The following is a 26,252-nucleotide window of genomic DNA, read 5'->3' as shown; positions in this document are numbered from 1 at the left end:
ACAATGAGAAATCTGATTATACCTTCCCTGGCTCTTTCAGTCACTTTGCTGCTGGCTACTTCGTGCAACGATTCGTTTATGAATCGGCAACCCCATACGGAAATCGGTGTGGAATCGTATTTCAATACCGAACGCGACTTGCAGATGTATTGTTACGGTCTGGTCAACACACCAGGTTACAGCTACGACTCCGACGAGGGTACCGACGATGTAGCCACGACTTCGAACGTCGAAATCAAGAACATCATGACATCGCCCAATCCCAACTCGGTCACCATCAATGCCGGCTGGAGCTGGGAGCGTCTGTACGACATCAACTTCTTCCTGGCCAACTGCGGACGCGCCAAAGTGACCGAAGATGTCCTGGCCCACTATCAGGGTGTAGCCCGTTACTACCGCGCCGCCTTCTATATGGATAAGGTGAAAACCTATTCCGATGTGCCTTGGTACGATAAAGTGCTCACCACCGACGACCCGGACCTGTATAAGGCTCGCGACTCGCGCGACTTCGTTATCGGCAAGATATTCGAAGACTACCAGTTTGCAGCCGAACACGTCCGTGCCACCGAACCTTTAGGTGCCATCAACAAGTGGATTGTACTGGCTACCATGGCCCGCCATGCCCTGTACGAAGGCACCTACCGCAAGTATCACGACGAACTGAACCTGCAGCAGACCGCCGCCGACTATCTGCGTATGGCAGCCGATGCCGCTTCGGAAATCATGGAGGAGGGCGGTTTCCGGATTTATAATACCGGAAAACCTGACGAGGACTATTATACATTGTTCAATAGTCCCGACCTGACGACCAATCCCGAAATGATACAAGCCTGTTACTACGAGAACGACGTGGCCGAGAATGGTTTCTGGGCTTATATGTTCGGTAATTACATCCCCTGTCCGACCAAAGATCTGGTACAGGCTTACTTGATGAAAGACGGCTCTTACTATTCTTCGCAGCCCGGTTACCAGACCAGGCAGTTCGTCGAAGAGTTCAAGGACCGTGACCCGCGCATTTATCAGACGCTGGCTTATCCGGGCTGGGAGCTGATCAACACCATGACCTACGCCACGGGTGCCGGTATCTACGTGCAGACGTTCAACAAGAATTTCTCCGGATATCATCAGATCAAGGGCTTCATCAACAACAAGGAAGAAAGCTATTACGTTGGCATCGATTTTCCCGTCATCCGCTATGCCGAAGTACTGCTGACCTATGCCGAGGCCAAGGCCGAATTGGGCGAACTGACGCAAGACGTGCTCGACCAAACCGTGAACCTGCTGCGCAACCGTGCCGGAATGCCCCACCTGCAAATGAATCCGCCCGTCGATCCGGTGATGGCAGCAGCCTTCCCCGGCGTTGAGTCGACGCTGCTCGAAATCCGTCGCGAACGTCGTGTCGAACTGGTGTTCGAAGGATTCCGCTTCGACGACCTCATGCGCTGGCATGCCGGCAAACTGCTCGAAAAGGAACCGGAAGGCCTGTACTTCCCGAGTTTGGGCAAGTTCGACCTGACCGGCGACGGCATCGAAGACATCTGCCTGATACCTTCCTCGCAGTCGATTCCTGCCGAAGAAGACAAAGAAACCAATGCCTTGGGCGAGAAACTGGTCTATTACCGTGCCGGAACCATCGACGACCAGAATGCCACCGTTTATCTGAGTGACGGCGATCATGGTACCATTCAGACCATCAAGGACATGGGTACTTTCCAGGAACCGAAGTTCTACTATCGTCCCATTCCCCGTCACGAGATGGATCTGAATCCCAATCTGGGACCGCAACTCTTCGGCTGGGAATGATCCCTCCCCGCAAGCATTCAATGAATAACTCTTTTAAAACAATACGAAAATGAGAAAAGGATTTTTATCGAAGTGGGTGGTCCTGTGCTGTTGTGCTGTCAGTCTGGCTTCCTGCAATCAGACTGACCGGCAGAATCAGTCTCAACAACCTGCCATCAAACTGACGTTTGCTTATTTAACTGATGTCCACCTGAACAAGGACAATAGCGGCAATGGCAACGAAGGCCTGAAGAAGGCCCTGAAGGTCGCTGCCGACCAAGGAGCCGAATTTGTACTTTTTGGCGGAGACAATGCCGATACCGACCAGCTGGGCGATGCCGAAGTGACTGCCGATACCTTGCATGCACGCTTTGCAAGGTTGGTGAAGGAGTCCGGACTGCCAGCCCATTTCACCATCGGAAACCACGACCGATTCTACCTGGCCGGAGGAAAGGCCGATACACTGGGTTTCGGAATGTTCGAGAAACATTATGGCAAGACTTACGGTTCGTTCACGCAGAAAGGTGTTCATTTTGTTACCCTCAACAGTCTTTATCCGCAGGGTGGTGATGTTCCCTATAGCGTAGGCGCCGAGCAATTGGCCTGGCTGAAGGCCGACCTTGACACAGTGAGCCGTCAGACGCCGGTCATTGTTTCGCTTCACGTGCCCATGCTGTCGCTCTATTATCCCGTAGTGGAAGGTACGATGAAGGCCTGGGATATGATTGCCGATAGCAAGGCTGTGGTTGACTTGCTGAAGGAGCACAATACGCAACTCGTCCTGCAGGGACACCAGCACATCTACGAGCAGATTCAGGAACGCGACTTGTGGTTTGTTACTGCCGGTGCCGTGTCGGCATGCTGGTGGCAAGGACCTTTCTTGACTACACAGGAAGGCTTCCTTTTGGTCAAAGTGGACGAAAACAACCGCATCTCCTGGGAGTACATCGACTATGGATGGGAAGTACCCGGAAAATAACCCGATAATCATAAAATGAAAAAATGAAAACGAAACGATTGCTGATGACGGCAGTTTTGGCTGCCGCCTGCTGGAGCGGAATGTATGCCCAGCAAACACAAGAGCTGCCCGACCGTATCAAGATGGGGCAGGAGAGAGTGAAAGTACGTCGTGACATCAGTCTGCCACAGATTGACGGATACGACTTGCTGAAGTGCGATTTCCACATCCATACCGTCTTTTCTGACGGCATCGTGTGGCCTTCACTTCGTGTCAACGAGGCATGGGAAGAAGGTCTTGATGCCATTGCCTTGAGCGACCACGTAGAGGGACAACCTGCCCGCGAAGGCATGAAGAAGGGCGACCTGGATCTGGCTTTTAAAAATGCCGAGGATGAGGCGCTGCGGCGCGGCATCATTCTGATTAAGGGAGCTGAAATAAGCCGTTCCATGCCCCCCGGACATCTTAATGCCCTCTTTTTGAACGATGTGGATGCCTTGCAGAAGGACGACGTTGTGGAAGCACTGCGCGAGGCACACAGGCAGGGAGCCTACATCTTTTGGAATCATCCGGGATGGAACGTCAAGGAAGTGAAGTGGCACGACATGCACGAACGACTCTGGAAGGAAGGCTTGCTGAACGGCATCGAAGTGTTCAACGAGTTCGAGTGGTATCCCAAAGCGCTGGAATGGGCCAAGGAAAAGAAACTGACGCTGATGGCCAATACCGACGTGCACGATGTCATCGAGCGCCTGTATGACAGGACGCAGGTGTCGCACCGTCCTCTGACCCTCGTGCTGGCCAAGGAACATACGGCGGCTGCCATTAAGGAAGCTCTCTTTGGCGGGCGTACGCTCATCTGGTTCTACGATACGCTGATAGGCAAGGAAGACTATCTGAAGAAGTTCTTCGAAGGAGCTGTCCGTGTGCAGCCTTCACACTATGCAACAGAGGCTTCGGCTTACGTGACGGTGACCAATACGTGCGACGTCCCCTTCAGACTTGAGGCGGCTTTGGAAGTCAAGGGCTATCCGTCATTTATCCAGCTGCCGGCAAGGGCTTCGGTTGTTGTGTCGGTACCCAAAAACGGCACTAACCCCGTTGCTTACAAGGTAACCAACCTGCTGACAGCCTATGAACAGTGCATTGAAGTTTCGTTGTTTTAACGGAAAAGAGGAGTGAAGGTAGGCCGAAAATGCCTACCTTTGCTTGTATTATTAACCATTATATCATAGTTATGAAACGATTGACGTATTTGATGCTCTTCCTGCTGGTGGCCTTGGCGGCAAAAGCACAGCAGGCAAAGTATGTATTCTATTTCATTGGCGACGGCATGGGCCTGAACCAGGTGAACACTACCGAAATGTACCTGGGCGAACAACAGGGACGCATCGGCACCGAGCCACTCTGCTTTGCTTCCTTCCCCGTGGCAGGCATGGCCACCACGTTCTCGGCTTCCAACTCCATCACCGACTCGGCAGCCGGCGGAACAGCCCTTGCCACCGGTGTGAAGACCTATAACGGCGCTATCGGCGTAGATGCCGACAAGGAACGGGTGATGAGCGTGGCCGAGCGTGCCAAACGTGCCGGCAAGAAGGTGGGTGTCACCACCAGTGTCAGTGTCGATCACGCTACTCCGGCAGCCTTCTATGGGCACCAGCCTGATCGCAGCATGTACTACGAAATAGCCCTTCAGCTGCCCGAAGCCGGTTTCGACTTCTACGCAGGCAGCGGTTTCCTGAAACCCGCCCGTACGTTCGACAAGAAAGATGCTCCCAGCATTTACCCCATCATCGAGCAGGCCGGATACACCATCGCCCGCGGGATTGACGAATATCAGGCCAAGGCCGGTGATGCCGACAAGATGGTGCTGATTCAGAAAGACGGTACCGACGCATCGAGCCTGCCTTATGCCATCGACCGCAACGAGGGCGACTTGACGCTGGCACAGATCACCGAGAGCGCCATCGACTTCCTGTCGCGCGACAACAAGAAGGGCTTCTTCCTCATGGTCGAGGGTGGAAAGATTGACTGGGCTTGCCACAGCAACGATCCCGCCACGATGGTCAAGGAAGTCATCGACATGGACAACGCCGTCCGTGTGGCTTACGAATTCTACAAGAAGCACCCCAAAGAGACGCTGATTGTGATTACAGCCGACCACGAAACCGGTGGATTGGGACTGGGCAACAGCAACTACACGCTGAACCTCAAGTCGCTCGATTGCCAGAAACAGTCGGTTGACCTGCTGTCGCGCGCCCTTACCGACCTTCGCAAAGCCAAGGGCAACAAAGCCACTTGGGAAGACGTGAAAGCCTTGCTGACCGAACGCATGGGCTTCTGGGGCGAACTGACACCCACCTGGGAGCAGGAGAAGATGTTGCGAGACGAGTTCGAATCGTCCTTTGTCCGCAATAAGGTAGTCTTCGAAGAGAGCCTCTACTCGAAGACCGAACCGCTGGCCGCCGTTGCCAAGAAGGTACTGAGCCAGATGTCGAAGCTGGGTTGGACCACCGGAAGCCACTCGGCCGAATACGTACCTGTATTTGCCGTAGGTGCCGGCTCGAAGCTCTTCATGGGCAAGATGGACAATACGGACATCCCGAAACGCATCGCCAAGGCTGCCGGTTACAAGTGGTAACCCACCGCGGCCTTGCGCCGGGCGCAAGCTGAAGAGGGTGTATTAAGCAGAAGAACAGGTTACAAATTTTAGGCACGGATTACACGGAAAATCACGGTGAAAAGAATAAAACAATCCGTAAAAATCCGTGTAATCCGTGCCTGAAAAATCAGTTCTTCTGCTTAATGCACCCTTCTTTCGTATCTATACAGTCGGCTTTTACAGCTTCGTTTCCCCTTCGATGAACTCTTCGAGGAAAAGGTTTTCACCGTCGAATACGGCGTACGAGAAGTAATTGATCCAGTCGCCCAGGATGACGATGCGCGAGGTGGCGCTCAGCATCAGATCGAGCTCGATGTGGCGGTGTCCGTAGATGAAGAAGTTGATGTCGGGATGGCTCTTCAGATAGTCCTTGGTGTAGAGCACCAGGAACTCGTTGTTTTCGCCCATGTAGTCGGGTTCCTTGCCGTTCACGCGCTTCAGGCGGCTGTGCTTGGCCCAGTTCAGCCCGAACTCCATGCTCCAGCGCGGATGCAGGGCCGAGAAGAGGGTTTGCAGGGTACGGCTGTGGAACATGGTGCGCAGCATCTTGAACTTGCGGTCGGGGTCGCCCAGCCCGTCGCCGTGGGCCAGGTAGAACTCTTTCCCGTAGATTTCGGTGGTCAGGGGGTGGCGATGCAGGATGACGCCGCACTCCTTGGTCAGATAGTCGCCGCACCAGATGTCGTGGTTGCCCGTGAAGAAGTGCACTTCCACGCCCAGGTCGGTCAGTTCGGACAGTTTGCCCAAGAAGCGCGTATATCCCTTGGGCACGACGGTCTTGAATTCGTACCAGAAGTCGAACATGTCGCCCAGCAGATAGACGGCAGCTGCCTTGTGCTTGATGCTGTCCAGAAAGTTGACTAAGCGGCGTTCCTGCGTCCGCCCGTGTTCGATGGCCCGTGAGCCGAGGTGTGCGTCGGAAAGGAAATATACGTTCTTCATATCAGGCTTGATGTTAGGGGTTGACGTTTATCTCTTATTTGAACAGTTCGTCTAAGTATTTGTAGAAGGCGGGGTCTTCGCCTACCACTACTTTGGCGATTTTGCCTTGCGGATCGATGACGATTTTGGTGGGATATCCCTGTATGCCATACTTCACGGTGATGTCTGTCTCGTCCGTATTGCGCACGTGCAGCCAGGGCAGTTCGTGTTCCTTGACGGCAGCTTTCCATTTCTCTTCCGTGTCGCGGCAGTCGATGCCCAGTATCTCCATGCGGTCTTTGTACTTGGTGTAGTATTTCTTCATGTCGGGGATGCCTTTGATACACCAGCCGCACCAGCTGCCCCAGAAGTCCAGCACCACGTACTTGCCACGCAGCGACGACAGGGTGAGGTCGTTGCCTTGGATGTCTTTCAGGGTGAAGTCGGGGGCGTCGGCGCCTTCTGTGATGCTTTTTTGTGCTTCTTCGCGGGCTTTCTGTTGGTTGATAGTTTCTATCATGGCGCGATAGAGCGAAGCCATCGGACCGTTTTTCGCCTTTTCGCCGACAAGGTCGAGCAGGTCGCTTGCGGTTCTGCCCATGCCGGATATCAGATAAACGGAGAGGTCTTCGTCGGGGTGCTGACGGATGTAGTCTTCCTTCACCTTTTGCATATCGGCATGGATGGGTTCATAGAGCTGTCGCAACGAGTCGATGCGTTCGGGCGTCAGTGTTCCTTTGTTCTGCATGTCGATGATGACTTGTGTCACTTTGTGCATCTTGTCCTCATAGGGTTTGTACTGTTTGCGCACTTCTTCGTAGGCCTGGTGGAAGGCATTTCCTTTCAGATGGTAGTCGTCCATGGAGCCGCTTACCTCCACTGTCTCGCCGGGGAAGGCTACTACGCCGATTGTCTGGCGAAGCGACGCTGCTTCGGCACCGTTACTGGGTTTGGCATAGAAATAGGCCTCCATCGGTACACTGTCGTTCTTAAGCTGGAAGGAAAATTGCCCATTCTGCATGGCTATTGTATCTCTTTGCACCGCGCTTCGGCTCAGGTCCGACAGGGAAAAGTAGTTGACTATCAGTGTATCACTTTCTATACCGGTCAGGTTGCCGGTGATCGTGGTCTGTTTGGGTGCGGGCTGGCAGGCGCAGAGCAGTGCGGTGGCGGCCAGCAGGCTGAGTTGTTTCTTGTTCATGGTATGCAGTTTTATTCGTTATAGGAATCCGAGTTCCAGTTTGGCTTCTTCGCTCATCATGTCCTTGTCCCATTCGGGTTCGAAGACGAGGTTGATGGTGGCTGAGCTGACGCCTTCGATGCTCTCTATCTTCTGGCGGATGTCTTCCATGATGAAGTCGGCCGCGGGACAGTTGGGGGCGGTGAGGGTCATGTCGATGTTGACGTTGCCATCGTCGGCTACGTCTATCTTGTAGATGAGGCCCAAGTCATAGACGTTGACGGGTATTTCGGGGTCATATACGGTCTTGAGCATGGCTACTATTTTCTCTTCTATTTCAAATCGGGTCATACGAATTGCATTGTTAAGGGGTTGTTTATGGTGGCAAAGCTATGTATTTTAATTGAAACGGCAAAATTGCGGACCGCGGTTTCTTGTGTGCCGTGCGGTCAGAGGGCGCCTTCGTCGGCGAAGCTGTAGTAGCTGCCGTCGGTGACGATGAGGTGGTCGGTGAGGCGTATGCTCATGATTTGCGCGGCTTGCCGGATGCGGTCGGTCAGGCGGCGGTCGTCGTTGCTGGGGCGGGTGTTGCCCGAGGGGTGGTTGTGGACGAGTACCAGCTGGGTGGCGCGGCGCAGCAGGGCTTCGCGCAGGATGGTGCGCACGTCGGCGGTGGTCTGGTCGATGCCTCCGCGGCTGATGCAGACTTTGTCGATTACTTTTCCGGCCTGGTTGAGGAGGAGTATCCAGAACTCTTCGGTGGGCAGGTCGCACATCAGGGGGTAGAACAGCTCGTATATATCGGTCGAGCAGCGGATGGCAGGGCGTTCGGCAGGTTGGCTCAGCTTGCGGCGTCTGCCCAGTTCGAGGGCGGCCATGATGGTGATGCTCTTGGCAGGGCCCAGCCCCTTGAAGCGGGCAAAGTCGCGCATCTCCCACTTGCCCAGTTGGTTGAGGTCGTTGCCGCAGTCGTTCATCAGGCGTTGTGCCAGTGCCACGGCACTTTCGTTAGTCGAGCCCGAACGGATCAGAATGGCCAGCAATTCGGCGTTGCTCAATGTCTCGATGCCTTTCAGCATCATCTTTTCGCGGGGACGGTCTTCGGCAGCCAGTTGCTTGATGGTGAGTTTGTTCATGGTGTGCTTCTTTTGGGGTTCACCACGGAGGACACAGAGTTTCACAGAGTTTTTTTATTTACCACGGATTACGCGGATTAACACAGATTTTTTTATTCTGTTGAAATTGTAATCCGTGTTAATCTGTGTGATCTGTGGTTCTTTTTCCGGTGTTCTGTGGTGAAATTGAGAACTCCGTGAAACTCTGTGTCCTCTGTGGTGCAACGTTATTTATAAAAATTCTTCTTGAATGCTTCGAATTCCCCGCGGCCGCATACGCAGCGGTTCCACCACGCACGCCAGAAGCCTGTGCCGTAGCCGATGAGCTGGATGTAGGCGGCAGCGATGGAGTAGAGCCCGATGCGCAGGCTGTGGTTCTGCACGGTCGAGTCGGCCATCACTAATAGGGCATAGAGCAGTAGGGGCAGGGGCGACCAGGGGCAGAACAGGGTGCCCAGCAGCAGTACGGCAGTGCCCAGCGTGAAGAGGGCGGGCAGCAGGTGGACCAGCTTCAGCGATTCGGGGTACTTCTTGTAGAGGTTGATGCGGGCGATGCCCGAGTTGTGCACTTGCTTGAAGAACTTCTTCAGATCGGTGCGCCGCTTGTGATAGACCCATGCGCCGGGAAACAGGCGGCAGCGGTACCCGCCCTTGAAGATGCGGATGCTCAGGTCGATGTCCTCGCCGAAGCGCATGCGCGAGAAGCCGCCCAGGGCCTGATAGACATCGCGGCGGATACCCATGTTAAAGCTGCGGGGATAGAACTTGTCCATCTTCTTCTTACCGCCGCGGATGCCGCCGGTGGTGAAGAACGAGGTCATGGAGTAGTTGATGGCCTTCTGTATGGGGGTGAACGACGCGTGTGCACGGTCGGGTCCGCCAAAGGCATCGGCAGGCGCGGCTTGCAGTTCGGCTTCGACGGCGTCCAGATAGCCGGGGGGCAGGATGCAGTCCGAATCCAATATAATAAGGTATTCGCCGTGGCTGCGTTCGGCACCGTAGTTACGGGTCTGGCCGGGGCCGGAGTTGGGCTTGGTGTAGTAGTGCAGGTCCAGCCGGTCGGCGTACTTCAGCGCCACGTCGCGGCAAGGCACCGACGAACCGTCTTCCACCACAATGACTTCGAAGTCGCGGAAGGTTTGCTCCAGCAAGCTTTGCAGCAGTTCGTCCACTTCGTCGGGACGGTTGTATACGGGAATAATGAAGGAATAGCGCATGGTGTGTTTCTTTATTCTTGACGGAGGCAAATGTAGGAAAAATATTCGGTTATCGGGGAATAATGCGGGGCGATATTCGTTTTTCTCTTCTGTTCTCTCCGGGCAGTACGGATGGCAGAGCTTCCGAAGGCCTGCTGAGGGGTATGTCGCAGGGCTTTTGTGGGACACTTGTACGGCTCGCGAGCAACACTTGCACGGCTCGTGAGCGACACTTGCATGGCTCGCGAGAGAAACTTGCACGGCTCGCGGGGGCTGCGCGACCGCTCTCCGGCCGAAAAATGGGCGAACAAATTATGTGGCATTTATACTCCATTTAGATATATTTGGCTACTTTTGTCATTGATTATGTTCTAACCCGCGGTTTGGCTATGAAAAGAAAGAAAGCAAAGAAGAGTATGAAGTGGTATGTGTTGTTGGCGTTTTTCCTTTGGACGGTTCCGGCGCTGGCCGACGGGCTTCAGTTTTTGGGAAATTCGTACCGCATGGAGGATCGCACTTCGTACAAAGTGTTTGCCGAGGAGGCTGTACCCGAGTTCAAGAACGAGCTGGTGCTCGACTTCGAGGTGCAGATTAAGGAGTTCAACACATTCGGCTACATCTTCCGGATGAAGGACCTGAACTCGAAAAGTGTCTTCAGCTTTATCTTTACCTATAAGAACGATCGCGAAAGCGTCTTCCAAATCAATTCCGACGGAAAAGCCAGCTATGCTTCGGTCAGCTTTGTCAACGACTCCCTCCGCTGCCGCTGGTTGCCGGTCAGTTTCGGTTTCGACTTGCAGAAGAAAACCCTTCGTCTGTCGGTCGGCGGACAGGAAGCCGAGGTGACGTCGGTCTCCGAGTTCGGGCAGGCGATTTGTCCGGACATCTATTTCGGGCGCGACGAATTTACAGTTGACTTGCCTACTTTCGCTCTGCGCAACCTGACGGTCAGGGGCGGCGGGCGCCAATACCGTTTCCCTCTGTCGGAGAATGCCGGTACGGCTGTGCACGATGCTTCGGGCACGGTATATGGTGAGGTGCAGAATCCGATATGGTTAGTCAACGAGGCTTACTACTGGAAACCGGTCTTCACACAAAAGATACTGGGTCCCTGCGGTGCCAATTTCGACAGCAGGGGCAAGAAGATATACGTCTTCTCGGCCGATTCGCTTTACGGCTACGACTTGCAGCGCGGCTCGATGCAGTCCGTGCCCTGTGCCAACCCGCTGCCGCTGAAGATGCGTCTGGGAACGAACTTCCTGCCTGCGGGCGACAACCGGCTTTACGTTTACGAAATCAACGGCATACCGCCCGGCTACACGACCGTGGCTTCGCTCGACCTGACGCGGGCCGAATGGTGTCCCACCGACTCCGTATCGCTGCCCGTGCAGCTGCACCATCACAATACGTACTGGGACGCGCGCCACGGACGACTGCTGATGTTCGGCGGTTTCGGCAACCAGCGGTACAGCAATGCCCTGCTTTCCTATCGTCCCGATGCCCGCTCGATAGACACGTTGCGTACGACGGGCGACGTCATTTCGCCCCGCTTCAACGCCGGTATGGCCCACGTGGGCGATACGGTGCTCTACATCTACGGCGGTGTGGGCAACAGCAGCGGCGACCAGTCGCTTGGCCGAATCTATTATAACGACCTCTACAAAGTGAGTCTGCCTTCGTGCAGAGTCAAGAAGTGTTGGGAACTGCCCTCGCCGGTCAAGGAGGTAGTGGGCAACAATATGATCTACTCCGAGGCCGAGAACGCGCTGTATGCCTTGCGCTACAAGGAGTACAACCGCAATTCGTCCGTCCAGCTCTACCGGATAGCGCTGGTCGACGGGACAGCCGTTCCCGTGGGCGACTCCATCCCCTTCCTGGCAGTGGCTATCGAAACTTCGCTGACCCTGTACAAAAGTACGATGCCCGACAAGCTGTATTGCGTCATTCAGGAACACTATAATTCGCAGCCCGACACCGTGCGGGTTTCGGCCTACGAACTTGCTTTTCCGCCCCTGACACAGGACGAACTGGTGCCACACTACGCTGCACGCCGTTCGGCGGGATTGTGGTGGCTGTTGCCGGTGGTCATCGTGCTGGCCGTTGGCGCATATCTGCTGTACAGGCGTATGGCCGTTAGCAGGCAAGTAGCTGCCGTGGCGCCGTCTGCCGCACCTGCCGCTGCCGAGGCCGTAGTCAGCTCGGCGGCCGAAGAAGAAGTAACGGTCAAGCGAGGCAGTGCCGTCTACCTATTTGGCGACTTTACGGTGTACGACCGCGCGGGCCGCGACATCACCTACATGTTCAGCAACAAGCTGAAGCAGCTTTTCATCTACATTCTGGTAGAGAGTGCCGAGGGCACAGGCGTATTGTCGTCGTCGCTGAACACCCTGTTCTGGCCTGACAAGGACGATGCCAAGGTGAAGAACCTGAAAGGCGTCACCATCAACCATCTCCGCAAGACGCTGGCCGAGATGGACGGCATCACCCTGAACTACAGCAAAGGCTTCTTCAACATCACGCTGTCCGACGAGTGTTTCTGCGACTACATGCATGCGGCCGAATATGCCGGTCAGCCGGAACGTGCCAAAGACCTGTTGCCGCTGCTGGCAAGAGGAAAGTTTCTGAAAGGAATCGACGATGATCTCTTCGACCAGATTAAGGGCCGGACCGAAGACCGCCTGCTGGGCTGGCTGCTGTCGTGGCTGAACCGTCAGGACGAGTTGCTGAAGCGAAGCGACGTTCTGTCCGTCTGCCAGCTGGTGTTCGAGATTGATCCGCTGAACGAACAGGCGTTACAGGCCGCACTGAACGTATGTAAGGAGCAGAAGATGAGGGGAGAGGCACAGAAGATATATTCGCAGTTTGCACGCGAATACAAGCGGATGCAGGGAAAAGAATACCCCCTTTCGATGGACGAACTGCTGAAAGGCTGATATTCTTCTGCCTGCAAGTATGATAGGAGTGACGGCGTCAGCGCTTTCCGCCCAGCGGCACCGGTGTTACGCCTTCGAACGTGATTTTGACAGGCTTGATGTAGCCTTGTTCGTCAAACTCCAGCTTGTCGATGCACACCTGCCGTTCGCCCGAACGGGTGCATCCCAGCGGACGACGGTGATAGACGATGTAATACTCGTCCTTTCCCGGTATCTGGATGACGGAGTGGTGTCCGGCTCCGGTAGCCACCTGCTCGTCCTGCTGCAATATCTTTCCGATACGCTTGAAGGGGCCCGTAGGCGAGTCGGCGATGGCATAGGCCACGCTGTAGTCCGGACCACCCCATCCGCCTTCCGACCACATGAAGTAGTATTTTCCGTTCCGTTTCATCATGAAGGGGCCTTCCACGTAGTTTTCGGGAGTCACCTCGCGATAGTATTCTCCGTTGTCGAAGGGTTTCAGGCTCAGCAGGTCGTCCTTCAGCCGGACGACATTGCAGTGGCGCCACCCGCCGTAGTACATGTAATACTGTCCGTCGTCGTCGCGGAACACAAACTGGTCGATGGGCTGTGCCCCGTTGACGAACTTCGAGATGAGCGGTTTCCCCAGTGCGTCCTTGAACGGTCCTTCGGGACGGTCGGCCACAGCCACACCGATGCCTCCGTACTCGTTGTCGCTCTGGATGTCGTTGCCTCCGAAGAAGAGGTAGTATTTGCCGTTGGCCCGGATGATGGAAGGTGCCCACATGGCATACTCCACCCACTTGACGTTTTTGATGGAAAGCACACTCGGATGCTTGGTCCAGTGCACAAGGTCCTTGGACGAGAATGCGTCGAGGTGAGTCTGCTGGTTGTAGTCGGGATTGATGGCGCGGGTTTTCCGTCTGGCCTCTTTCCGGTAGGTCAGCGTGTCCTCGCCATGCAGCATGGAGACGGTGGGATATATCCAATAGGTATCATCGAAGACGATGCCTTCCGGGTCGGCATACCAGCCCGGAAATACGGGGTTGCCGCTTGTTACGTTCCCCTGCTGTGCAGACAGCGATGCCGCCAGCATCAGACATGCAAAGAATACAGGTTTTCTTTTCATTTTCCGTTAAGTTTATATATGATTGAAAAAATGTCGCTGCACATACTTTTTCTCCGCCATGGAAGTTGCGGAGCAGGGGAAGGATTCGTGTGCAAATGTACGCAAAAAAGCCGTTGCCTCCAGCCGCTCGCTGTAGCTTTTTACATGAACCGTATGCCCTTTGGAGGCTTTCTGGGGCGGGTTAATAAAAAAGTCGGGTTAATTAACCCCTTTTTAATCGCCGGGTTAAGGCTGTGGGGTTTCTTTTGTAGAAAAAAGATTTTCTGGGACGATGTAAAACTTGTGATCTAGTTTTTTATGTGTATGCAGCGATTTGTATTTAGTTTGTGCGTGTCGTTTCTGACCGTTTTTTCCGTACTGGCACAAGTCCGGGTATGGAGTGTAGAAAAAGCCAACCAGTGGGGAAAACAACATCCCTGGTATTGCGGTGTGAATTATATTCCGGCCAATGCGATTAACTATACGGCCATGTGGGATAAGACAAGTTTCTCTCCGGATGTGATCGACCGCGAAATGAAGCTGATGAAAAAGTTAGGTATGAACTGTGCGCGTGTGGTCATGCAATATGTGGTATACGAGGATGACCCTGCTTATTTCCTGCGTACATTCGATACCTTTTTGGGTATATGCGACAAGTATGGCGTTAAGGTGATGCCTATCTTCTTTGATGACTGTGCGTTCGGTGCCAATACCGACCCCGTTGTCGGGAAGCAGCCGGAACCATTGGAAGGCTGGTATGCATGGGCGTGGTCTCCTTCTCCGGGTTACTCAATGGTGATAGACGAACGTACGCACGTCAAACTGGAGAAGTATGTGAAAGACGTCATGACCCGTTTCAAAGACGATAACCGTATTTTCATGTGGGACTTGTATAATGAGCCTACCAATACCACTATGCCCGAACGGAGTTGGCCTCTGCTGCGTAAAGTGTTTGCCTGGGCACGCGAGGTGAATCCGTCGCAACCCATAACTTCGGGCATGTGGAACGGAGTGAAAGAGCTGGATGATTTTCTTTCTGCCAACTCGGATATCATCACTTTCCATTGCTATGCATCGAAAGAAGAGACGGAAAAAGTGATGCGGAAACATCTGGCCTTGGGCCGTCCGGTGATTTGTACAGAATGGATGAATCGTGTTGCGCAGTCCACCATTCCGGATATCCTTCCGATGTTCAAGGAAAATCATGTCGGCTGTATGATGTGGGGGCTGGTTAACGGAAAGACACAGACACATCTTTGCTGGGGACACCGACCGGAGCATCTGCCTTATAAGGGTGTGTGGCAGCATGACATCTATAAGGGCGACTTTACGCCTTACGATGCAAAAGAAATTGAGCTGATAAAACAAATGACCAGATAAATATAAATATATGTTCCGGATGGTGCTGACCGATGAACAGGACTGTGAATCCGGGAGACTGTTACTGAAGTATCTTTTTTCAATTAAATAATAATACCTACATAATAATGATGAAAAGGAATGTGATCTTGTTGTTTTGCCTGCTGCTTTCTGCTACCTTGTGCAGGGCGGCGGCAGGAGGTGACGACCGTTATGGGTGGCCGGAACAGAAAGCACCCGAAAAGTTGATAGTGTGTAAAAATCCTGCCAACAGTGCGGAACGGATGTTGTTGGAATCGCTTTCGGGCCTGGCAGCCAAGGCTGTCAACGAAGAACGCTTCGACCGGATGGTGTGGATGGAAACCGGTAACGAAGCCTATCGCAGATTGTTCAGGGAAAGTCTGGAGGCACTGGACATCCGTGAAATTTTCCCGATGGACACCTGGGAGCTGGTGGACTATCTGAAGAAAGAAGGCGTGGTGAAAGGCTACGTGCTGTACGAGACAGACAAGGGTAACGGTACCAAGATAGAAAATTACTCCAGCAACGTGGCAACGGTATACGCTTCGCTGCTGTCGGGAGTTCTTATCGACGTTTCGCTGGAGAAGGAAGCCTTGGCTCACGGACTGGTGAAGCTGAAAAACGCACGGGGCGAGACTACGATCGAATGCTTCAGAAAGAACCGCCGGCTGCTGAACAACAGCTCGGCACTGAGCATTCATCCCGCCGTTTCGAATATGCGCGACTATGCTATTGCCCACCGCCTGATGCTGTATGCCGACGAAATAGAGACAGCTAACGAGATACTGGAGTGGGTAAAACCGCTTTCGCCCATCGTGGGATGGGGATGTGGTGACGAATTCAAGTTCACCAAGCTGGTGACGGAGTGGGGACACTTCAATACAGCCTCCAACTGGTGCATGAACTTGCCTCTTATTTCGGCGGCTGCTCCCCGCATTCCGTTGCGCAAGGTCACTGAGGTAGAGCCGGAACAAATCAACTTTGCCGATTCGTCGTATGTACATGCTTTTGTGATGAGTGACGGCGACAACATGCAATGGACCATGGGCAACTTCATCGACAATCCTCACTACCTGGGACATCCGCAGGCTGCGGACCAGGGAATGAACTGGACCCTCTGCCCGGCCAACCTGTCGGTGATTTCGCCTGTCAGCTGGAACGAGATGGTGGCCAGAAAAGGCAACGGCACCTTTATCGAATACGGTGGAGGCTACCAGTATCCGGACCTTTTTGCCGTGAAGCGTAAAAACCGTAAAGAACTGTTGCGACGCTTTGCCCGCAGAGTGAACAGTTTCCTGCAAAAGACCGGCGTTAAGGTGTATGGCGCCATTTGCGAGAACGTACAAAGCCCCGAAGCACAGGAGGCTTTCCAGATCTATGCCGAAGAAATGACCGACATAACCGGTATGATAGCCATCCAGTATTTCCCTTACGAACTGGGAAAGAAAGTATTCTGGTTCCAGAACAAAAAGGGAATGCAGATTCCGCTTCTTACGGCTACTTTCTCGTTGTGGAACGAAGTGAATCCAGCCCGTCCGGCTTGCGGCACTCCCGAATATGTTTCATCGCTGATCAACCGTGACGAGAAACTGTCTGTAGCAGAAGACCGTTATTCGTGGACGATTGTCCATGCCTGGTCCGATTTTGGCCAGACAAGTAAGGTGAGCGGAGAGAGCGCAGTGGGTGTCAGCCCCATTGTGGCAACCGAAGAATTGCTCGATGATGGCATTCGTCCGGTGTCGCTCAACGAACTGTTGTGGAGGGTGCGCATGAGCTATTATCCGGAACAGGTGAAAAGCATCATCGACGCAAACCAGAAACTGATGGGAGCTGCCGATTCGATCCGCTCAGTCCGGAAGGGGGAGAAGCGCTAACAATCGTGTGTGCATATCCGCTTCTATCTTTTTACTGACAGAATAAAATAATCCTATACATTAGAAATATCATGAAAAAACTCATTATCGCTCTTTGTTGTGCGGCTGCAGGCCACGTGTGTGCCCAGTCGTTCTATCCCGTAGCGGAAGGGCAGAAGTTTGCTGCAACGCCCCGGGGCGAGGTTGCACTTTATGATTTTCCGCTGAAAGACGTTGCCCTGACCGACGGCGTGTTTCGCAACGCCATGATGCTGGATGCCAAGTGGCTGCTCGACCTGAAGCCCGACCGTTTCCTGCATCGTTTCCATAAGTTTGCCGGATTGCCCGTCAAGGGCGAAATTTATGGAGGCTGGGAGAGTGAAAACATCTCCGGACATACGCTGGGACATTATCTTTCGGCCTGTTCCATGCAGTATGCAGCTACGCAAGACGTACGCTTCAAGGAAATCGTAGACTATACAGTAAGCGAACTGGCCAAGTGTCAGGCGCACTACACGGGTGTCATGACCGGCTATGTAGGTGGTATTCCCGAGCAGGAACGGATTTTTACGGAAATATCCGAAGGTAAACTCTATTCGTCCGGTTTCGACCTGAACGGCGGATGGGTACCGCTTTACACACAGCACAAGCTGTTTGCCGGACTGATGGATGCTTATCTGCATACGGGCAACAAACAGGCACTCGACGTAGTCTGCAAGCTGGCCGACTGGATGGTGAACCTTTCCGATCGCTTGACCGACGAGCAGTTCCAGCAGATGTTGCAATGCGAGTTTGGCGGTATGAACGACAGCATGTATGTGCTGTATACGCTGACTGGCGACGAACGCTACCTGAAACTTGCCGGCCGCTTTTATCACAAGGCTGTGCTCGATCCGCTGGCTGCCCGTCAGGACCGTCTGAACGGGATGCACGCCAATACCATTATCCCTAAAATCATCGGCTGTGCCACCGGTTCGTGGGTAACGGCTTCTGACAGTCTGTACGATATTGCCGACTACTTCTGGCACACGGTCGTAGAACATCATTCGTACGCCAATGGCGGTAACAGCAATTTCGAACGTTTTACGCCGGTCGACGAAATATCGGAGCACTTGAGTTCCAATTCTACCGAGACGTGCAACACATACAACATGCTGAAGCTTTCGAAGAAGCTGTTTGCCTTTACGGCCGATTCCCGCTACATGGACTATTACGAGCGGGCGTTGTACAATCATATTCTGGCTTCCCAACATTCCAAAACTGGTATGGTGGTCTACTATCTGAACCATCTGAACGGCGGTCACAAGGCATTCTCTTCGCCTTTCGATGCTTTCTGGTGCTGTGTCGGTACCGGCCTGGAGAATCATGTGAAGTACGGGGAAGCTATCTATAACCATACGGGCAAGAAACTGTATGTCAATCTGTTCATTCCCTCAACTCTGGATTGGGAAGACGAAAACGTACGGATTGAACAGCATACTTCCTTCCCCTTTACCGACCGTACGCAGCTGCGCATTGCCGAAGGACGTAAGAAGCACTTCAGTCTGTATATACGGAAACCCTCCTGGCTGGCTGCCCCGTTGGAAGTGGAAGTCAACGGTGAACGCCTTTCAGATCTGAAAGAAGAAAAAGGATATGTCGTACTGGACCGCAAGTGGAAAGCCGGCGATGTGGTCGATGTACGTTTGCCTATGAAATTGGAGACAGTGCCCGCTCCCGATAAGGAAGAATGCCGGGTGTTTATGTACGGTCCGGTGTTGCTGGCCAACGTATTGGCGAAAGACCGTGATCCGCTTGATTCCGATCCTGTCATCGTGGCCGACCGTTCAACCGACTATATGCAGCTGATGGATAAGGCTGATCTGAGCAGACTGGAATTTGTTTCGGACCGTCTGTCAGATAACTGCCGACTGAATCTGCGTCCTTTGTTCTCGGTGAACGATGAAGATTATGCCCTTTACATGAACTTCTTCACACCTGCCAGATGGAAAGCAGAGAAGGTGAAATACGAAGAACGGAAGAAACGGGAAAAGGAAATCAGAAGCCGGATGGTGGATGAAATCAGATTCGAAATGCAGTCGGAAAGAGACCACCGCCTTGTAGGCGAAAAGACGAATGCCGGAATGCTGAATACTTACAGCTGGCGTGATGCTGTTGACGGAGGATATTTTGAATTCGAAATGTCTACACAGCAACGCACCGACCTGTCTTTGCTAGCCCGTTACTGGGGGCGCGACGGAGGAAACCGTTCCTTCCGTATCGAAGTGGACGGAACAGCTATAGCCGAGGTGACTTTGAACGATACCGGCAAGAATGAAGTCTACGAAGTGGAGTATCCGATACCAGCCGATTTGTTGGAAAATAAGGATAAAATCAAGATTCGCTTCCAGGCAAATCCCCGGCAGACGGCAGGAGGTGTGTTCGGATGCCGGTTGGTGAGACAAAATGCAAAAGATTAATGCGGGTTAATAAATAATCTGGGTTAATTAATCCGCTTTTAACCCTTTTGTTAAGGTCTGGAATAGTTCTTTGCACATGTCAACGGGCAAGGCGGTGATGAATGACGCCTTGCTGTTAACCGACAGTTGGACGGACAGACTCCGCCCGGATACTCTGAGAAAGACTCAATCGAACTAATGAATTATTTACTTAAACTATCAATAAAAAATATTATGAAGAAACGAAATCTTTACTGCTTATGCGCGGCATTTCTGGTGGGCCTGAGCGCTTGCGAATCACAAGAGCCGGAAATGACCCTGAATGTAGATTTAGCTTCGCACGAAGCGGATGTTCCATCCTCTATGTATGGTATCTTTTTCGAGGAAATCAACCATGCGGGCGACGGAGGACTTTACGGTGAAATGCTGATGAACCGTAGTTTCGAAGAAAGAGTGTTGCCCGAAGGTTATACGGTAGAAAATGGTGAACTGGTACCTCCGCAGGTTATTAATCATATGGTAGGAAAACCTACAGTAGGACGTTTCAAATGGGGAACCGATCCTTATCCCGGCTGGGAACTGGTGCAGAAAGATGCTGCCGGTGCAACAGCTGCACTGGTGACGGAACAGCCCAACTTCAAGACAGCTCCTACTTCGATGAAGGTCGAGGTGGCCAAGCTGGGCGAGGGTGTTTCGCTGGTCAACAAAGGATATTGGGGCATTGCCTTGCAGAAGGACGCATCTTATAAGTTGCGTATGTTTGTCCGTAACACGAAGAGCAACGGTGAGCTGAAAGTACGTCTGTTGGGTAAGGACGACCGTGAACTGGGTCAGGCAAGTTTTACCCTTACTCCGGGAACATGGCAGGAGTACAAAGCTACGATCGAAGTTTCGGACACAACCTCTGTAGGACGTTTGTCTATCGATTTGCCTGCTGAAGATACTTATTATTTCGACTATGTATCCCTCTTCCCCGAAGATACTTATAAAGGACGCGAGAACGGAATGCGTAAGGACGTGGCACAGATGCTCGAAGGTCTTCGTCCCGCTTTCATTCGCTGGCCGGGAGGATGTGTTGTTGAGGGTATTACACTGGTCAACCGTGTGGAATGGAAGAAGACGCTGGGCGATCCGGCAGCCCGTTCGGGACAATATGATACGTGGGGATACCGCAACACATACGGCTTTGGCTATAAAGAATTCCTGGATTTCTGCGAGGATATCGGTGCCAAAGGTATGTATGTGTGCAACGTGGGTATAGCCTGTCAGGCACGTACCGGCGAAGCTTGCTCCGACAAAGAGGCCGAGGCTTATCTGGAAGACGCATTGGATGCGATCGAATATGCTATCGGTGACACTGATACGGAATGGGGAGCTGTCCGTGCCAAGGAAGGACATCCGGCACCTTATTCTCTGGCTTATGTCGAGATTGGTAACGAGAATTCGGGACCGGTATACGACCGTCGCTTTAACATGTTCTACGAAGCCATCAAAGCTAAATATCCGCAGCTGACATTGATTTCCAATCATGGTATCGGCGGTATCGGCGAAGCTCGTAAGACGGACATGGTAGACCCGCACTGGTATGTAGAACCGGAGTATTTCTTCAAGAATGCCAATATCTTCGACAACCACGAAAGAGGTAAGTATACGGTATATGTAGGCGAATATGCTTGTAACCAAGGTGTAGGAGGAGGCAATATGCTTGCTGCATTGAGCGAGGCTGCTTTCATCACAGGTATGGAGCGCAACAGCGATCTGGTGACAATGGCTTCTTATGCTCCGCTGCTTGAGAACCGGAATGACCGCGGTTGGCCAACCAACCTGATCTGGATGTCAAACAATCAGGTCGTAGGACGTTCTTCGTATTATGTTCAGAAACTCTTTGTCGAGAATAAGCCTACCTATAACTTGAAGGTTGAAGGTACAGTCGAACCCGAAGCACTGGAACCCTTTATCGACTACGAAGGCTATGTGGGTATGGGAACCTGGAGCACACAGACTCAGTTCCGCAACCTGAAAGTGACCGATGCTGCTGGTAAGATCTTGGCAGCTGACATGACAGACGACTCTCAATGGGAAGTGAAGCATGGAACCTGGAAACAGGAAAACGGAGTCTATACTCAGACAAGTGGCGAAAACCGTACGGCTTTGCTCTGGAAAACGGGTAAGGTGAACAAGGGTAGCGTAATCGAGTTTGAAGTAAACAAACTGAGCGGTAACGAAGGCTTCCTGTTCTATTTCGGCTTGCAAGACCTCAGTCTGCGCAGAGGCTATATGCTGAATGTGGGAGGTTGGAACAATTCATGTTCTGTCATCGAAACAGTACACGACAACAATTCTTCTACATTGTCGGAGAAGGTAACAGACAAACTGGACGAAAACAACTGGCATAAGGTACGTATTGTCATTACAGAAAACGGGGCAGACTATTACATGGATGGCAGACAGGTTCTGACTCACCAGAACGAGCCTTTGAAGCGTAAGTTCTACATTGCCGGATATGATGAAAATGCAGGCGAAGTGATTATGAAAGTTGTGAATGCTTCCGATAATCCGTGTCTTACCCAAATCAATCTGGCAGGCGGCGAAGTGGAAAAGAACGGCCGTGTGATTACGCTGAGTGCTGCTTCCAAATTGGAAGAAAACTCATTCGAAGAACCGTTTAAGATTACACCGGAAGAAACTACATACAACAAGTTCTCAACTTCATTTAAGTATGAGTTCAAGCCGAATTCGGTAACTGTACTGAGAATGAAGAAAAAATAATAGCAGGATTTGAAGAGGAATGTACCGGAACTGTTCCGGTACATTCTCCCTCCAATAAAAGTCTATGCTGTGATTCCTAAACTTGATTATAAATAATGTAAATCAGAGGTAGGAAGCCCGTCGGAATGTGTTGGTTGGCTTCATGTGCCGCATTCTTGATGGCTGTTGTGACGGACAATATTTCTTCAGGCTTCTTTAACTTCTGATTGGCAAACAGAACCGCTATTTATGAAAAGGTTGTTGACTTTGTTATGTCTGTGCATTGGTTGTCTGCATCTTGCTGCTGGTGTGCTTCCCCGCTCGGAATATCCTCGTCCTCAGTTTGTAAGAAACGATTGGGTGAACCTGAATGGAGAGTGGAGCTACGAATTCGATTTCGGAAAATCGGGTACCCATCGCAATCTGCAGAATAGCAATTGCTTGAAGGACCGTATACAAGTACCCTTCTGCCCGGAAAGCAAACTCTCGGGAGTGGAATATACCGACTTCATCAATTGCATGTGGTACCAGCGCATGATTGATATACCCGAAAACTGGACGGGCAAAAACATTTATCTGCATTTTGGTGCTGTAGACTATTATGCGGAGATTTATCTTGATGGAAACTTTGTGCAGCGTCATTATGGAGGCTCTTCTTCGTTTTCGGTCGATATAACCCGTCAGGTAAAAGCGGGCATGCGTCATAATCTGGTTGTCCGTGTAACCGATGATTTGCGTTCCGGAAAACAGACCGGAGGCAAACAGTCGCCAACATTTTATTCCAACGGCTGTCTCTATACGCGTGTAACGGGCATTTGGCAGACTGTATGGATGGAAGCGGTGGACAGAAAAGGCTTGAAGTCGGCTGTTTTGCGTCCGGATATCGATCAGGAACAGCTGTTTGTTTCGCCGGAGTTCTTTCAGGAATCCGATAATGAGATTGAAGTTATTCTGAAGGAAGGCGAGAAAACAATAGCCAGCCGGAAAGCATCGTGTGTCAACGGAACCATGTTGGTGCTCCCGGTCAAGAAGATGAAGCTCTGGTCTCCGGAAAATCCTTTCTTGTACGATATAGTCTATCGGATAAAGGACAAACAGGGAAACTTGCTGGATGAAGTGACCTCGTATGTGGGGATGCGTAAAATTCATACAGCTGATGGAAAGTTCTACTTGAATAATCAGCCCTACTTCCTGCGTCTGGTTTTAGATCAGGGATATTATCCGGACGGCATCTGGACGGCTCCGTCGGATGAGGCTTTACGAAAAGATATCCAGCTGGGCAAGGATGCCGGCTTCAATGGTGCCCGTTTGCATCAGAAAGTATTTGAGGAACGGTATCATTATTGGGCCGACAAATTGGGGTACCTCACATGGAGCGAAAGTGCAAGTTGGGCGATGAATCATGATGATGAACTGGCTGCACGCAATTTCATTGCAGAATGGACCGAAGTGGTGATACGCGACCGTAACCATCCTTCTATCGTAACATGGACTCCTTTTAATGAGTCATGGGGAGCCGGTAATGTCGTATATCCAAGACTGGTGCGCGATGTTTACCGCATTACCAAGGCAATTGATCCCACGCGCCCGATTAATGACGCCAGCGGCGACAAACACATTCTTACAGATATATGGGGAGTGCATAACTATCAGCAGGATCCAAAGATTTTGGCTGATGCTTTGATAGGGCGTGAAGGTGAAGAGCCTTACCGGAACATTCGCGATGACAAGTCGCTGGCCGTATACGAAGGTCAGCCTTACATTGTCAGCGAATTCGGAGGTATAGGTTGGATGAAGCCGGAAGAAAATGGCACTTCATGGGGATACGGCTCAGTTCCGGAAGCTATGGAAGATTTCTACAAACGTTTGGAAGGATTGGTACAGGCTATGGGCAGTTCCAATATTGTTGTCGGCTTTTGCTATACGCAACTGACGGATGTAGAGCAGGAGAAAAACGGCATTTATTATTACGACCGTACTCCCAAGTTCGACATGAACCGTATTAAGGCTATTTTTCAGTCGTTTGACTATTCACAAAAGAAATGATTCTTAAGGTTAGTGAATTTCGAATTACTGCGTGTCGGAAATAAACAAGTTGGCGAAGGTTATTCTCACAGTTATGAGAATACCATTCTTATAGTTATGAGAAAAGTATTCTCATAGTTGTGAGAACCCCATTCTCATAGTTACGGGAATACTATTCTTAAGTTTAAAGACTCAAGTTACGTAGGTTAACTACATTGATTACTCAAAAGGATTTGGCTTTTGAAATTTGAGTGAAGGTAAAAGATGATCGGGATAAGAAGGTAACAAAAAGGTAAAAGGATGTTTTTAGGATAATTGTAAATCAAATTGTATTTAATGATTAGGAACTTATGCTTAGACATTACGTTTTTTTTATATGCTGTAGTTTGCTTTCTTTGGTTGCATGTAGTGAGGCATCTAATGAAATGGAAAACAGTAATGACAATACAATGGAGCAGCCTTCAGATCCTGATGAGATAATTAATGATCAGCATCTGGCAGAAGGATTATTTTATCCGAAAGGGAAAGAACTTAAAGTTTTATGTACTATAAATAATAGTGTTCTGACTGATAATCAACGTGTATGTATTTCCACTTTACAAGGATTGGCTGCAAAGATGTCAGGGGAACAAATTTATATAGAAGAGGGAGGTGCTTCTACTGTTTGGAAAAATCATCTGAACACATCATATGGAGTTGAGATTAAGGAGTTTGGATCTTTTGAGGAGCTGGTAACGTATTTCTGTAAAACAATCGATATCCAAGGATCTGTATTGTATAATAAATTAAGGAATTCGAGATCATTGACTGCAGCAGTTGCTTTGTGTGGTCCTTTAAAGGCTGTGGCTGTGGATAAGCCTCTGGAAAAAGAAATAAATTCTTTAGGGATTACTACATGTTTGATGGATGTATCAGATAGAGACGAGAAATGGGTATTCAAGAAATATAAGTCTACATTCTATAAAAAGTTTGCAGCAGAGTTATCACCGGATATTAAGTTCCATTTGAGGGATTATGTCACATTGACTAACTGTTTTATTTTTTATGATGGGTTAACTTATTGGAGAAACTCAGTTTTGCAGGATATTCAGACTGGTGGTGTTTGTTTGGGAGGAGGACTTGATGAATTTAAGATGATAAAAAATGCTACAGAACAGGGTATACCTTTTGTAGGTACGGATATGGCTCCTAATTTGGCAACATTGAGTAGTATATACAACACAGAGGGCTTATGCCAGCCAAGAAGTGATGAGGAAGCTGTAGAAGAGGAAAATGTTCATTATGTGACTTTTATGCTGACCGATGGCGATAATGTCTCTTATGATTATTGGACAATGTATGATATTTATTCAGATCCTATTAGGGGAAGTTTTCCTGTAGGGTATACAATTAGTCCTTCTTTATATGACTTGGCACCGTCTGTATTGAACTGGTATTATCAGCATAAAACGGTAAATGATTATTTTGTTTGTGCACCAAGTGGGTTAGGATATACATTTCCTACATTATTCCCACAAGATAAAATAGATGGCTATCTGGAACAATGCAATAAAATGGCAAAAGCTACAGGATTGCATATTTTCAATGTAATTGATTCTGGTGGAGTTAACAATATGGATTTATGGGAGAAGTATCTGCAACAGCCGGATATTGATGCCATTTTTTATACAGGTTTTGCAGAACCGTCCAATGGGACAATCAAGTTAGCAAGTAATGGAAAGCCTGTAATAGAGGCTGGTGATTTGTTATGGGGAGGATTATCGGAAGAATCGGACCTTATTGAACGTATTAACGCTAAGCCTGCAAATCCTAAAATACAAGAAGGGTATACTTTAGTTGTAGTTCATGTTTGGAGTAAAGGCTTTAAGAACATGAAAACAGTAGTTGACGGTTTGAATAAAAATGTGAAAGTAGTAACACCTGAAATGTTTGTAAAATTGATAAAAAAGAACTTAGGTTCTGTAAACAAGTAACAAGTAAATTATAGGGATA

At 50.9% G+C, this 26,252-nt stretch carries 17 protein-coding genes; 11 read left to right on the top strand and 6 right to left on the bottom strand.

What is annotated here, in order from left to right; genetic code table 11:
* Positions 1–3: 3 nt before the first annotated feature.
* From Q3C19_RS02895 to Q3C19_RS02880, 4 genes are all read left to right on the top strand, one after another.
* A complete protein-coding gene (locus Q3C19_RS02895; protein ID WP_302727115.1) occupies positions 4–1,803 on the top strand; it encodes a RagB/SusD family nutrient uptake outer membrane protein in 1,800 nt (599 codons plus the stop codon).
* A gap of 49 nt (positions 1,804–1,852) precedes the next feature.
* Positions 1,853–2,761, top strand: a complete 909-nt coding sequence (locus Q3C19_RS02890; protein WP_302727113.1) for a metallophosphoesterase — start codon at positions 1,853–1,855, stop codon at positions 2,759–2,761.
* 23 nt (positions 2,762–2,784) lie between these two features.
* On the top strand, positions 2,785–3,906 hold the full coding sequence (locus Q3C19_RS02885; protein ID WP_302727111.1) for an Sb-PDE family phosphodiesterase: 1,122 nt from the start codon (positions 2,785–2,787) through the stop codon (positions 3,904–3,906).
* 71 nt (positions 3,907–3,977) lie between these two features.
* Positions 3,978–5,381 (top strand): alkaline phosphatase, encoded by a 1,404-nt coding sequence (locus tag Q3C19_RS02880; protein ID WP_302727109.1) that lies wholly within the window; start codon positions 3,978–3,980, stop codon positions 5,379–5,381.
* A 198-nt stretch (positions 5,382–5,579) separates the two neighbouring features.
* Here Q3C19_RS02880 and Q3C19_RS02875 read toward each other — a convergent pair whose 3' ends face one another.
* The 5 genes from Q3C19_RS02875 to Q3C19_RS02855 all read right to left on the bottom strand — a co-directional run bounded on the left by Q3C19_RS02875 (position 5,580) and on the right by Q3C19_RS02855 (position 9,835).
* The gene (locus tag Q3C19_RS02875; protein ID WP_071148461.1) at positions 5,580–6,344 is read right to left on the bottom strand and encodes a UDP-2,3-diacylglucosamine diphosphatase; all 765 of its coding nucleotides are present in this window, start codon (positions 6,342–6,344) and stop codon (positions 5,580–5,582) included.
* Positions 6,345–6,378: 34 nt separating this feature from the next.
* Positions 6,379–7,524: a TlpA disulfide reductase family protein gene (locus Q3C19_RS02870; protein WP_302727106.1), complete on the bottom strand. Its 1,146-nt coding sequence runs from the start codon at positions 7,522–7,524 to the stop codon at positions 6,379–6,381.
* Between the two features lie 18 nt (positions 7,525–7,542).
* Positions 7,543–7,854 carry an SUF system Fe-S cluster assembly protein gene (locus Q3C19_RS02865; protein WP_302727104.1) on the bottom strand — a complete coding sequence of 104 codons (312 nt, stop codon included), beginning with the start codon at positions 7,852–7,854 and terminating at the stop codon, positions 7,543–7,545.
* Positions 7,855–7,952: 98 nt separating this feature from the next.
* Complete coding sequence (radC, locus tag Q3C19_RS02860; protein WP_302727197.1) at positions 7,953–8,639, bottom strand: DNA repair protein RadC; 687 nt, start codon at positions 8,637–8,639, stop codon at positions 7,953–7,955.
* Between the two features lie 206 nt (positions 8,640–8,845).
* Positions 8,846–9,835, bottom strand: a complete 990-nt coding sequence (locus Q3C19_RS02855) for a glycosyltransferase family 2 protein (RefSeq protein WP_302727102.1) — start codon at positions 9,833–9,835, stop codon at positions 8,846–8,848.
* 368 nt (positions 9,836–10,203) lie between these two features.
* Between Q3C19_RS02855 and Q3C19_RS02850 the strand changes: the two genes are divergently transcribed.
* Positions 10,204–12,747: a hypothetical protein gene (locus tag Q3C19_RS02850; RefSeq protein ID WP_302727100.1), complete on the top strand. Its 2,544-nt coding sequence runs from the start codon at positions 10,204–10,206 to the stop codon at positions 12,745–12,747.
* Positions 12,748–12,784: 37 nt separating this feature from the next.
* Here the strand turns inward: Q3C19_RS02850 and Q3C19_RS02845 are convergent, their stop codons facing one another.
* Positions 12,785–13,804: a glycoside hydrolase family 43 protein gene (locus Q3C19_RS02845; protein ID WP_302727195.1), complete on the bottom strand. Its 1,020-nt coding sequence runs from the start codon at positions 13,802–13,804 to the stop codon at positions 12,785–12,787.
* Between the two features lie 336 nt (positions 13,805–14,140).
* Between Q3C19_RS02845 and Q3C19_RS02840 the strand changes: the two genes are divergently transcribed.
* From Q3C19_RS02840 to Q3C19_RS02815, 6 genes are all read left to right on the top strand, one after another.
* Entirely contained in the window at positions 14,141–15,196 is a 1,056-nt protein-coding gene (locus Q3C19_RS02840; protein ID WP_302727098.1) for a cellulase family glycosylhydrolase, read from the top strand.
* A gap of 107 nt (positions 15,197–15,303) precedes the next feature.
* The gene (locus Q3C19_RS02835) at positions 15,304–17,070 is read left to right on the top strand and encodes a GxGYxYP domain-containing protein (protein WP_302727096.1); all 1,767 of its coding nucleotides are present in this window, start codon (positions 15,304–15,306) and stop codon (positions 17,068–17,070) included.
* A gap of 71 nt (positions 17,071–17,141) precedes the next feature.
* Complete coding sequence (locus Q3C19_RS02830) at positions 17,142–19,508, top strand: glycoside hydrolase family 127 protein (RefSeq protein ID WP_302727094.1); 2,367 nt, start codon at positions 17,142–17,144, stop codon at positions 19,506–19,508.
* Positions 19,509–19,721: 213 nt separating this feature from the next.
* The gene (locus Q3C19_RS02825) at positions 19,722–22,256 is read left to right on the top strand and encodes an alpha-L-arabinofuranosidase C-terminal domain-containing protein (RefSeq protein WP_302727092.1); all 2,535 of its coding nucleotides are present in this window, start codon (positions 19,722–19,724) and stop codon (positions 22,254–22,256) included.
* 228 nt (positions 22,257–22,484) lie between these two features.
* On the top strand, positions 22,485–24,281 hold the full coding sequence (locus Q3C19_RS02820) for a glycoside hydrolase family 2 protein (protein WP_302727090.1): 1,797 nt from the start codon (positions 22,485–22,487) through the stop codon (positions 24,279–24,281).
* Positions 24,282–24,685: 404 nt separating this feature from the next.
* A complete protein-coding gene (locus tag Q3C19_RS02815; RefSeq protein WP_302727088.1) occupies positions 24,686–26,233 on the top strand; it encodes a GxGYxYP domain-containing protein in 1,548 nt (515 codons plus the stop codon).
* Positions 26,234–26,252: the final 19 nt, after the last annotated feature.

The sequence above is a fragment of the Bacteroides sp. ET489 genome (assembly GCF_030518095.1).
Lineage (GTDB): Bacteria > Bacteroidota > Bacteroidia > Bacteroidales > Bacteroidaceae > Bacteroides > Bacteroides ndongoniae.
This window is presented reverse-complemented; position numbering and strand designations above follow the sequence as displayed.